Source organism: Congregibacter sp. (assembly GCF_965660375.1).
Classification (GTDB): Bacteria; Pseudomonadota; Gammaproteobacteria; order Pseudomonadales; family Halieaceae; genus Congregibacter.
Genome location: NZ_CBFHZO010000064.1, coordinates 17,207 through 27,778, shown reverse-complemented (window position 1 = coordinate 27,778; position 10,572 = coordinate 17,207). Strand labels below are relative to the sequence as shown.

At 58.7% G+C, this 10,572-nt stretch carries 7 protein-coding genes and 1 pseudogene; 4 read left to right on the top strand and 4 right to left on the bottom strand.

The window, feature by feature from the left end:
• A pseudogene (locus ACTG3T_RS06020) lies at nucleotides 1-660 on the top strand (M14 family zinc carboxypeptidase); the annotation flags it as partial.
• Nucleotides 661-769: 109 nt separating this feature from the next.
• Nucleotides 770-2,350 carry an arylsulfatase gene (locus ACTG3T_RS06015; protein WP_439101360.1) on the top strand — a complete coding sequence of 527 codons (1,581 nt, stop codon included), beginning with the start codon at nucleotides 770-772 and terminating at the stop codon, nucleotides 2,348-2,350.
• Nucleotides 2,351-2,575: 225 nt separating this feature from the next.
• On the opposite strand, the gene ACTG3T_RS06010 is transcribed toward ACTG3T_RS06015, so the two are convergent.
• Complete coding sequence (locus tag ACTG3T_RS06010; protein WP_439101359.1) at nucleotides 2,576-2,773, bottom strand: hypothetical protein; 198 nt, start codon at nucleotides 2,771-2,773, stop codon at nucleotides 2,576-2,578.
• A 74-nt stretch (nucleotides 2,774-2,847) separates the two neighbouring features.
• Between ACTG3T_RS06010 and ACTG3T_RS06005 the strand changes: the two genes are divergently transcribed.
• Entirely contained in the window at nucleotides 2,848-3,369 is a 522-nt protein-coding gene (locus tag ACTG3T_RS06005) for a DUF4124 domain-containing protein (RefSeq protein WP_439101358.1), read from the top strand.
• A 4-nt stretch (nucleotides 3,370-3,373) separates the two neighbouring features.
• Here ACTG3T_RS06005 and ACTG3T_RS06000 read toward each other — a convergent pair whose 3' ends face one another.
• Complete coding sequence (locus tag ACTG3T_RS06000) at nucleotides 3,374-5,302, bottom strand: DUF3604 domain-containing protein (protein ID WP_439101357.1); 1,929 nt, start codon at nucleotides 5,300-5,302, stop codon at nucleotides 3,374-3,376.
• Nucleotides 5,303-5,401: 99 nt separating this feature from the next.
• Complete coding sequence (locus ACTG3T_RS05995; RefSeq protein ID WP_439101356.1) at nucleotides 5,402-6,445, bottom strand: HupE/UreJ family protein; 1,044 nt, start codon at nucleotides 6,443-6,445, stop codon at nucleotides 5,402-5,404.
• Between the two features lie 148 nt (nucleotides 6,446-6,593).
• Between ACTG3T_RS05995 and ACTG3T_RS05990 the strand changes: the two genes are divergently transcribed.
• A complete protein-coding gene (locus ACTG3T_RS05990) occupies nucleotides 6,594-9,863 on the top strand; it encodes a WD40/YVTN/BNR-like repeat-containing protein (protein ID WP_439101355.1) in 3,270 nt (1,089 codons plus the stop codon).
• Between the two features lie 62 nt (nucleotides 9,864-9,925).
• On the opposite strand, the gene ACTG3T_RS05985 is transcribed toward ACTG3T_RS05990, so the two are convergent.
• Nucleotides 9,926-10,540 (bottom strand): phosphoribosyltransferase, encoded by a 615-nt coding sequence (locus tag ACTG3T_RS05985; RefSeq protein ID WP_439101354.1) that lies wholly within the window; start codon nucleotides 10,538-10,540, stop codon nucleotides 9,926-9,928.
• Between the last annotated feature and the right edge of the window lie 32 nt (nucleotides 10,541-10,572).

Here is a 10,572-nt window from a genome sequence, read left to right as displayed (position 1 = left end):
TATCAGGTGCTGGTGCTGCCGGACACCTATGAGGGATATGCCGATGCGCTGGGTGAGAGTGGCATTGCGCAGCTCCGCGAATGGGTAGATCGCGGCGGCGTTCTCATCAGTCTGGCGCGGGCAACCCGTTTATTGGCAGATCCCGAGGCTGACTTGCTGGCGAGTCGTCGCGAGTACCGTCTTGAGCTCCTTCCCGAGGACGAGAAGGGTGACGTCGAGCAAGCCCGGGTGCCTGGCACTGCGCTGGACCAGGAGACCTTTGCGATGGCGACGGAGTCCCGCAAGGCAGCGCCCGACGGAATGGGGGGTGCGCAGCTTTTGACACAGGTAGATGGCGATCACTGGTTGGCCGCGGGGGTTGCGCCGCAGCTCCATGTACTGGCACGAACATCTGACGTCTATACGCCGCTCCGCCTCAATGAGGGGGCCAATGTGGTCACTTTTGCCAATGTGGATACCATTCTTGCCAGTGGTCACTTGTGGGAGCGAAATAAAAAGCAGCTCGCCTACAAGCCCTTCGTCATGGCCAGCAGTCTGGGTGATGGCCAGGTAATCGCCTTTACTCAGGATCCTACGGTACGAGCCTACCAGGAGGGGCTTAATGTGATCGTGGCCAACGCCATTTTCCGCGGAGCGGCGCACGCGCGCCCCCTTCGCTAGCTACCCCCGGAAAAAGCAGGCAAGGCAATTGTCGCCAACTTAACAGTGATTCCTGAAGGGAAGTTGGTATAAAGTTCTCTCATTAATAAGAACCATGAGAGAGCCTCCCATGCAATTTTGTACTCCCTTTTTAAGACTGCCGCAGACGTCTTTTTTAAGAGTGTCGCAGACGGCGCTGGGCATCGCCGCAGTGCTGCTTTGCTGCATCGGTAACGCCAGCGCTGCCGACCGTCCCAATATCCTGGTGATATGGGGAGACGATATCGGTATCTGGAACATCAGTCGTTACAGCATGGGGCAGATGGGCTACCAGACCCCGAACATCGATCGCATCGCCAACGAGGGTATGGTTTTTACGGACTACTACGGAGAGCAAAGCTGCACCGCGGGGCGCTCTGCGTTCATCACCGGCCAGCATCCGGTGCGCACCGGACTCACCAAGGTAGGCATACCGGGGTCTGATATTGGCATACAGCCCGAAGATCCCACCCTTGCAGAACTGCTAAAGCCCCTGGGCTACACCAGTGGGCAATTCGGCAAGAACCATCTGGGTGACAAGGATGAATTTTTGCCCACTAATCACGGTTTTGATGAGTTTTTTGGCAATCTTTATCACCTCAACGCCGAGGAAAACCCGGAAGACCCGGATTGGCCCAAAGACCCTATGTTTAATCAACTCCTTGGTCCCCGCGGCGTGATTCGATCATCGGCTGACGGAAAAATCGAAGATTCCGGGCCCCTGACCAAAAAGCGTATGGAAACCGTGGATGAGGAGTTTCTGGGCGAAGCGCTGAAGTTCATCGACAAGGCTCACGATGAGGACAAACCGTTCTTTGTCTGGTTTAACTCAACGCGCATGCATTACTACACCCACGTCAAGGATGAGCAGCTCGGCGCGTCGGGGCAGGGGTTTTACAACGATGCCATGCTCGAGCATGACGGCCATGTGGGCCAGCTCCTTGCGAAACTTGATGAGCTCGGAATAGCGGACAATACCATTGTCGTTTATTCCACGGATAACGGCCCTCACTACAACCAATGGCCCGACGCGGGCATAACGCCCTACCGCGGCGAGAAGAACACCAACTGGGAGGGGGGCTTCCGCGTGCCAGCCATGGTGCGATGGCCGGGCAAGATTGCACCGAACCAGATCAGCAACGAGATCATGTCCCACATGGATTGGGTACCTACCCTCATGGCCGCGGCGGGGGAGCAGGACATCGCTGACAAGTTGAAAGAAGGCCATCGCGCCGCCGGTAAAAACTTCAAGGTGCATCTGGACGGCTATGATTTTCTTCCTTACCTGACCGGTGAGGTGACCGACACGCCCCGGCGTGAGTTCTTCTACTTCAGTGATGACGGCATATTGGTGTCGGCGCGCATCGGCGACTGGAAAACCGTATTTGCGGAGCAACGGGCCAAACGTTTTGATGTGTGGCGGGACCCCTTTGTAACCCTGCGTATTCCCAAGGTCTTTCATTTGCGTCGCGACCCTTTCGAGCGCGCCGACACGGATTCCAACAGCTATAACGTCTGGTGGGATCATAAAGTTGCGCCGGCGGTGGGCATGGCACGTATCGCGGTAACGCGGTTCGTGCAATCACTGCAGGCCTTTCCGCCGCGGCAGCGTCCCGGCACCTTTACCGTGGATCAGGTGATGGAATCCCTCTACCGGCCCAATCCCGAGTAAGACAACCCGAGGGAGGCAGTAGCGATGCGTCTGCCCCCATCTTCTTTTGCGGCGCTTGTGCTGCCTCTTGCTCTTCTCCGCGGTAATCCTGTGCCGGGGTCCCGTCGTATACACAGCGTCAATCACTTATCCAACAGGGGGTCATCGCCATGCGTAGTTCCCACGGTTTTGATCGAGAATTGCTTCTGCGCCGCCTTGCAACGGCTGTTGTCGTTGCTGGGCTGGCTATGGCTCTGCTTCAGATTCTGTAGCAGCCGACTCTTCTTTAGCAGACGGCGCCTTTTCGATACTCTGTGCCTGCGGGGTGTCCGCCTCTCTCGGGGCATCCTGCACCTTGCGAATAAACCACCAGGCCTTGTAGGCAATTAATCCAAAGAACAGCAGCGTCGATCCGGCCACGACTACGATTAAGGATTTATCCATTAATAGTTTCTCCGCTTATTTTCCTCGCTTGGGGATTCCCTTGGCTTAAAGCATAGCTGTCCTATACTCAGTTTATGAAACGACTATTTGCCGTTGCCCTCCTGCTGTTGCCGCTTCTCTCAGAGCAAAACTCAGCGCAGACCGTTTATAAGACCGTGGAAGATGGCGTCACGACCTTCAGTGACAGCCCTCCGGAAACCGGGTCTGCCGAAGTGATGACCATTGACGTCCCGTCCGCGGCGGAGGACGGCGCGCTCGAGGAGCGTCTGGCGGCAATGCGCGATACCACGGACCGCATGGCGTCTGATCGGCGGGAGCGGGAAAAACATCGCGCAAAGCTTAGAGACCTGCAGCAATCAGCTACTGTGCAAAGCACTGCGGCCCAGCCTGCCAGTGGTTCCGTGACTACCGGTTGGCAGAACAGCTACTGGCCCGGATATGGACGGCCTCTTTTACCGCGCCCGCGACCACCGATTCGGCCGGGCAGGCCGGTTCGTCCCACGCCCGTGCCCCAGCCCCGCAGCGTACCCGGTTGGTCCGTTATGCAGCCGGGTAATTCCCAGTTGATGCGGCCCATCGTGTCATCGCGGCGCTAGCGGCTCAGGGCGTGTACCAGATGGGAGAGCTGTAAGCGCGCTCCTGGGTGATCAGAGGTACCCCTTCGGGTGCGTCAACCCCAAATCGCACGGCGTCGTAGGCGGTCCAGCGCGGGGTGGGTATTTCCAGAGCCCGCAGGTAGTAGAACGCGGCCTGTGAGGCGTCAAAATCTGGATCCTCCCAAACCGTGGACAGCTCCGCGGCGCCAATGTTGTTGCTCCAGGTCGGTACACTTAGATCAACGGTATTCCCCACGGGAGGCAGTTTCCCTTTGGCATCGAGCGCCCGATCCCCGCCCCAGGCGACGTTGTAGACCTTTTCCTGCGCTTCGCCGTCGCTGTTTACCCAGCCTTTCACAATCTGCACACGATCAAGATTGGCGCCCATGGGGTCGCGAAGGACTGAAATCAAAAAGCGCGGTGCACCGCCGTCGGCCATGGATAGTTCGCTGCCCATGGGAACACCGCCGGCATAGCCCCTCCGGGCAAGATCCGGTGCAGACGCATCGCCTTCCTGAAAGTCCCAGCCTGCAAAAAACCGCAGAGCGATACGGGTACCGGTCGTTGCATAGGTTTCCCGGCGCTCCATGGCATCAAAAATTGCCGTCCGGCTGTTTTCGTCGGCCCAAACTGCGGTTAATCCTGCAGCGTTGTACATGCCTCCACCAAAACCCTCGATGCCGAGCTCAGGGTTGCTGCTTCCAGCATGGGTAGTGCGGTCAGGGCTGGGTTCAACGGTAGTGAATTTGGAAAAGAAATTGTCCTCGCTGGCGGTAGAGAGCCCCGTGTGGGTATCTGTGGCGGCCTGGAAGCCGAACTGGTAGGGATTGACACCGAGGGTTTGCTGAAGCTGCAGACCCCGCAGGAGACCCGAGCGTGCGTATTCCCCGGGCAGCATAGCGTCGGTCTTTTTCTCGGATACATCGAGATTGCCGTAATCCCAGGTCTCGAAGTCCGCGAATTCATCGTCGGGAGAGAGCAGCGGATGGGCCTCGCCGTCGCCTTTGTATTGGGTGATTTCGTAGAGGCGTTCCCAGGTCATGCGGCTGTTTGCGTAGGCCGCGTCCAGCTCCTTGCCGTCGGCAAAATCATCCCGGAGGGGGAACATCATTCCATTGGACAGATTCCCGTTGTGGGGAATCGCCGTGACGTCGCCACCGGTTTCTTCCTCGTAAGCGGCCATCCAGGCCCAGAGATCTCTGGGGTTCTGGCTGCCGATGGGCGGCATCATGGTGAATGGGACGACCTCCAGAGCCTTGTCTGCGTCATCGCGAAAAATCACATTGCGATGCAGGTTGTTGCCCTTGACCAGTGACGTCCACTCGTAGGCGATAAAGGTGGTGAACTGCCCGGGATCGTTGAACTCCTCGGCGGCGCCAACAAGGCGCTCCCAGACTGCGCGATAGGCCAGGACGCCCGGTTGGTATAACAGTGCCGGGGGCGTTTTACCCTGGGCAAACTGGCCAATGAGTCGGTACATGGCATCGGCGGCCTGTTGACCACCGGCATTAAAGTCCTCGTGGTAGGCCCGCCCCGATGGATCCTCCATCACATTGGGAGTTCCCTCCAGTAAGTCGGTGATCAGCCCCATGCCATCGGAGTGGTCAGTGATCATAAAGAAGTCATAGGGTCGCTTGAGCTTTACCGGCTGCCCCGTGTTTGAACGCACTTCTTCACCCCGGGCGAAGCGGTAGGCGTCTTCGGGCATAAGCCGTGTGCCGGACCCACCGGCATCTGCAGAGAGTCCGGTGTGCACATGAGTATCGCCAAAGTAGACCTGGCGCTGGGGGCTTTCGCCCACGTAGGGCGAGTAAGGAGTATCAGCCTCTGCGGCAACCGTAAGACTGTTCGCAGCGGCGGGTAGTGCGCCGCAGAGAAGCACGGTTGCAAGACGGCGTCGGGTATTTGAGGCCACTGAAGTGACTAAAGACATATGAAACTCCCTTTTTGACTGCGGCATTGATCCATGCCGCGTAATTTTTATTTTACCGGGGTGCGCTGGCGCTCCCCTGTGCACCTTTTGGTGCATCTTTTACTGCACGAAAGCCGCGACCCGCTCAATGGTCCAGAATGCGGCAACGCTCCCGATGCCGTAGCTTATGACGCGCTTTACCAGTGCAGAGGGTACCCGTGATATACGGCCGAGCAAGGCAGCGAGGATAACCACGCCTCCGACAAACAACAGCTGACCCGCCTCCACACCGACATTAAACATGAGAAGCGCGACCGGTATCGCAGTGTCGGGCAAACCGACTTCCTGTAATGCGCCGGCAAAGCCCAGACCGTGTAAGAGACCAAAGCCAAAGGCGACGATCCACGGAGAGCGGGCCGTAATGGAGGTGCGTCCCTGCTGTTCATGAATGACCTCTGCGGCGACGAAGACGATGGACAGGGCGATTACCGCTTCCACCGGCGGGCCGGGCAGGCTGATCCAACCCAGGGTCGCGCAGACCAGGGTGATGGAGTGCGCCACGGTAAAGGCGGTAATGGTCAACACCAGGCGGCGCAGGTTGCCTACCAGGAGTAGAAGTGCCAGCACGAAGAGCAGGTGATCGATTCCGCCGAGGATGTGCTCAACACCCAATACAAAATAGGCAAGGGCTACCTCGCCGGGGCCCGGAGACGCGGTCACCGTAAATACGGGTTCGGCAGGCTGCAATCGCTCCAGCTGGGTGGTTCCGTCCTGGCGCTCGACGCGCACAATCACATCGGTGGCGCCGCCAAGAATGCCATCGATGGTGATCTGTTGATCGATGAGGCCGCCCGTTGCCTCAATCTCGTATCGTTCTTCCCAGGCGTTGTTGATGATGGCGCTTCGTGCCTCACCGACGCGCTGGGTATTTTCGGGAAACATCACCCGAGCCGCCAGGCGACGATTGTCCGGGAGCGCAGGCACGCGCCAAAGGACGTCATAGCGCTCGGCGTCGAGCTGCGAGAGCTCAAGATAGGCGGGTCTGAAAATATCCGCGCTAGCCCACTGGCTTAAAAACAGGAGAGTGAGGACCAGTAGCTTCGTAGAGAGCGCCGGCAGTTTGCCTGAAACAAGCGCCCGCGGCATAGATAAAGTGGTTTGCATCTGGCGCTGCCAACAGCGAATTAGGCGAACGAGTTTAGCGATTTGCCGCCGTCGCGTCAGCTCGCAGCAGCCTGGTCTTTGAGACAAGACGACACCGTCAGGCTTTGCTAACCTTGCCAGCCGAATTTCAGGAAGAGACCTTTTCGGCATGAAGCGACTATTGAGCACCGTTTTGAGTGTGGGCCTGAGCCTGACCATTGCAGGTTCTGTTTTTGGCGCAGAGCAAGCGGCGACGACTTCGGCTTATGATGGCCTGGAGTGGCGCAACATCGGCCCGGGCTTTATGTCCGGCCGCATCGGCGATATTGCGCGGCATCCCACGGATTCCAGCACCTGGTATGTGGGTGTGGCCTCCGGCGGCGTCTGGAAGACAAGCAACGCCGGCGTGACCTTCACCCCGGTTTTTGATGATGAGGGCGCCTACTCCATTGGCGCCCTGGCCATCGACCCCGGCAATCCGCACACGGTCTGGGTGGGCACCGGCGAAAACAACGGCGGTCGTCACATCGGCTTCGGTGACGGCATTTACCGCTCCGATGATGGCGGAGAAAACTGGACAAATATGGGTCTGCCCGACTCCCAGCATATCTCTACCATCATCGTGCACCCCGAGGATTCCGATACCGTCTGGGCCGCTGTGCAGGGCCCCTTGTGGACCAAGGGTGGCGACCGGGGTCTGTACATGACCACCGATGGCGGCCAGACCTGGGAGAAGACCCTCGGCGGTGGTGAATGGACCGGCGTCACCGATGTGGTGATCGATTCCCGGAATCCCGACGTTTTGTACGCCGCCACCTGGCAGCATCAGCGCACGGTAGCTGCCTATATGGGCGGCGGTCCCGAGAGCGGCCTCCACCGCTCCCTGGATGGAGGAAGAACCTGGACCAAACTGACCCAGGGCCTTCCCACGGGCAATATGGGCAAGATCGGTCTGGCTATCTCCCTGCAGAATCCTGACGTTGTCTATGCGGCCATCGAGCTGGATCGTCGCAAGGGCGGTGTCTGGCGCTCCGATGATCGCGGTGCGAGCTGGGTGAAGGGTGCCGATGCTGTGAGCGGCGGAACTGGCCCTCACTATTACCAGGAACTCACCGCCAGCATGCACAAGCATGATCGGTTGTATCTCGTTGGCCCCACGGTCCTTAAGTCCGAAGACGGTGGCTTGACCTTTGAGCCCATGCCACACCCCACCCAACACGGTGACATGCACGCGGTTGTGTTTGACCGCGAAGATCCCGATTACATCATGATGGGCACCGATGGGGGTGTGTACGAGAGCTTCGATCTGGGCGCTACCTGGCGCTACATGAGTAATCTGCCGGTTACCCAGTATTACAAGCTGGCGCTGGATGATTCGGAGCCCTTTTACAATATCTATGGCGGTACCCAGGACAACAACACCCAGGGTGGTCCGTCGCGTACGGATACCGTCAACGGCATTCGCAATGCCGACTGGGAAGTGGTGCTGGGCGGCGACGGTCATCAGCCGGCGACCGAGCCCGGTAACCCCGACATCATCTATGCGGAGTCCCAGCAGGGGCATCTCAGTCGCGTGGACATGAAAACGGGAGAAACCGTATTTATCCAGCCCCAGCCGGCGCCCGGTGATCCCGCCGAGCGCTTTAACTGGGACTCGCCTATTCTCGTGAGCCCCCATAGCCCGACGCGGCTGTACTTTGCTTCTCAGCGGGTATGGCGCTCGGATAACCGCGGTGATGAGTGGACTGCGATTTCCGGTGACCTCACGCGCAATCAGGATCGCATGGTCATGCCCCTCATGGATCAAACCTGGAGCTGGGATGCGCCCTGGGACATGTTTGCCATGTCGGACTACAACACCATTACCTCGTTGGCGGAGTCGCCCCTTGAGGAGGGTCTGCTCTACGCAGCGACGGACGATGGTCTGATTCAGGTCTCCGAGAACGGTGGCGATAGCTGGCGGCGGTTAGAAGTAGGTTCTCTGCCTGGCGTGCCCAAGACAGCCTTCGTTAATGACATTCGCGCTGACCTGCACGATGCAGACACCGTGTATGTGGCCATGGATAACCACAAGTACGGCGATTTCAAGCCTTATATTCTGGTGAGCCGTAACCGCGGTCGCAGCTGGACCAGCATCACCGATGGTATTCCTGACCGCCATCTTGTCTGGCGTCTTGTGCAGGATCACGAGCGTGCCGAGCTGATGTTTGCGGGCACCGAGTTTGGCGTCTTTATGACGCTCAATGGCGGCAAGAGCTGGGAGAAGTTCAGCGCGGGTATGCCGACCATTCCCATCCGCGATATCCAGATCCAGCGCCGGGAGAATGACCTGGTGGCCGCGAGCTTTGGTCGTGGCTTTTTTGTGATGGATGATTATTCTGCGCTGCGGGAAGTGACCGCGGATGCGCTGAATCAGGAGGCGGCCCTGTTTGCCCCTCGCGATGCCGACTGGTACTTCCCCCGCAAGGTGCTGGGTGCACGGAAGCGCGGTTCCCAGGGTGATTCCCTGTACGTAGCGGAGAATCCTCCCTTTGGTGCGGTGCTGACCTATCACCTCGCAGAGGGCTTCAAGACTTTGGAAAAAATGCGCCAGGATGCTGAGAAGGAAATTCTCAAGGCTGGGGGGCAGGTGAAGTTTGCAGGTTGGGACGCCGTGGAAGCCGAGCGGCGCGAAGCACCGCCCGCGCTGAAAATGGTCATCCGCGATGAGAGCGGCAATGTGATTCGCCGCCTTGATGCCCCCGCGGGCAAAGGATTCCATCGACTGGCCTGGGATCTTCGTCATCCCTACTACGGTTCTGTCGAGACGCCGCCAAACTGGCAGGGCATTCCTCCCCGGGGCTTTATGGTGCGACCCGGGACTTACAGCGCCGAGCTCGTGCTTCTCAAAAACGGTGAGAGCCGGTTGTTGGATGAGCCCGTGAGCTTTGAGGTTGAGCGCATGTACGAGCCCGCTCTTGCTGGCGCGTCTATGGAAGAGGTGGACGCCTTCTGGAAGGAGTACTCCTCGGTTTACGGTCAGGTGAGTGGCGCACGCTACGCTCTGGGTGATGCCATGGATACCGTTGCGACCATGCAGCAGATGCTAGCCGCGACCGCAGCGGCGCCCGGTGAGCTGGATCAGCGCCTCCACGCTCTTCATCAGGAGCTCTATGACCTGGATGAAGCGCTCAACGGCAACAAGTCTGTGCAGGCCGTTGGCAACTACGAAGTGCATCGCGTTACCAGCTGGTTGAGCCATGCGTCCCGGGGTGTAGGCAATTCCAGCTACGGCCCCACGCCGGCACATCGGCAGAGTCTCGACTATGCCAAAGAGGTGTTTGCCCCTGTTCGTGAGCGTCTCAAAGCGGTGATCGAATCGGAAATTCCAGCGCTGCGTGAGGAGCTGCAGTCCGCCGGTGCTCCCTGGGGTCCCGGTCAGCCGGTACCCGCGATCTGAGACTCTCAGGCGCCGCCCCTGAACCGGGGGGGCGAGTTCTTGGCTGTTCTTACTAGCTGTAATTAAAGGGAGCTATCGGGAGACCGTTGGCTCCCTTTTAATATGTCCGCAAGCCAGGGTTTGTGCGTGGCAATTTCCGCCTCGCTCAGACCTGTGATCTCGTAAGGTAAAACCAACCAGTCATCGGTCTCGTGCAGGTGGAAATCCGGCACACGGCCGGTGCGGTTTTTCGCGGGTTTGTAATAGGGCACGGCAATGCGCACATCATCGGGCATGTTGCGCTTGGATTTTGATTGCAGCCGCTGAATCACCGCTTCGATGTTCTGCCCGCTGCTAAATACGTCATCCACGATGAGCAGGTTGTCGTCTTTGTTCATGGTCTCGTAGAGATACTGGAGCCCGTGCACACGGATGCTTTCGGGGTTTTCCACGGTGCTGATGTAGCTCTGCATGCCACGGTAAGAGGTTCGGATGGCAATGTGATTGGTTTTAACGCCCAGGTACTGGAGACACTCCTGCACGTAGATGCCCACGGTGGACCCGCCGCGCCACACGCCCACGATAAAGTCGGGACGGAAACCGCTATCGTAGACGGCCACAGCCAGTCGATAGGCGTCCTGGAGTAGGGACTCTTCCTCTACAAAGGTTTTTTTGAGCGGATGTGTTTCGTCTGTCATGCTGTTCACCTCCCGGGAAGTGTCCAGTGTAA

What these genes read in the sequence shown, in the direction of transcription:
- ACTG3T_RS06005 (WP_439101358.1), top strand. Translation starts at nt 2,848, where the DNA reads ATGAAACGACTATTTGCCGTTGCCCTCCTGCTGTTGCCGCTTCTCTCA.
- ACTG3T_RS06000 (WP_439101357.1), bottom strand. Translation starts at nt 5,302, where the DNA reads ATGTCTTTAGTCACTTCAGTGGCCTCAAATACCCGACGCCGTCTTGCA.
- ACTG3T_RS05985 (WP_439101354.1), bottom strand. Translation starts at nt 10,540, where the DNA reads ATGACAGACGAAACACATCCGCTCAAAAAAACCTTTGTAGAGGAAGAG.
- ACTG3T_RS05990 (WP_439101355.1), top strand. Translation starts at nt 6,594, where the DNA reads ATGAAGCGACTATTGAGCACCGTTTTGAGTGTGGGCCTGAGCCTGACC.
- ACTG3T_RS05995 (WP_439101356.1), bottom strand. Translation starts at nt 6,445, where the DNA reads ATGCAAACCACTTTATCTATGCCGCGGGCGCTTGTTTCAGGCAAACTG.
- ACTG3T_RS06015 (WP_439101360.1), top strand. Translation starts at nt 770, where the DNA reads ATGCAATTTTGTACTCCCTTTTTAAGACTGCCGCAGACGTCTTTTTTA.
- ACTG3T_RS06010 (WP_439101359.1), bottom strand. Translation starts at nt 2,773, where the DNA reads ATGGATAAATCCTTAATCGTAGTCGTGGCCGGATCGACGCTGCTGTTC.